Source organism: Xenorhabdus bovienii (assembly GCF_024721015.1).
Classification (GTDB): Bacteria; Pseudomonadota; Gammaproteobacteria; order Enterobacterales; family Enterobacteriaceae; genus Xenorhabdus; species Xenorhabdus bovienii.
In genome coordinates, this window is sequence record NZ_JANAIF010000360.1 from 1 (window position 1) to 350 (window position 350).

General features: G+C 48.3%; 1 protein-coding gene. It reads left to right on the forward strand.

Annotation, left to right across the window (positions count from 1 at the left end; genetic code table 11):
* Positions 1-350 (forward strand): transposase (locus tag NXS07_RS20985; RefSeq protein WP_258087629.1); only part of this gene is annotated, 350 nt, incomplete at both ends.

The following is a 350-nucleotide window of genomic DNA, read 5'->3' on the forward strand; positions in this document are numbered from 1 at the left end:
CCTCAACCTGCTTTTGACGGCGGGGCAAGCCCACGAAAGTCGATCCGCCATCCCTTTGCTCGACGGCATTGGTATACAGCGCAAAAATGGTTTCATGAAACGGCGCGGCAAAGCGGTGCTGGCAGATAAAGGCTATTCGGGCGGAAAACTCCGCGGTTATCTGCGTAAGTTGCGGATAAAGAGCATTATTCCGTATAAAATCAATGAAAAAGGCAGTACTGATGGTCGCACACAATTTGATGAGCAGGCTTATCGTGACCGTAATGTTGTCGAACGTTGTTTCGGTTTTCTTAAAGGAAATCGGCGTATCGCAACCCGTTACGAAAAAACCGCTCGAAACTATTTGTCCA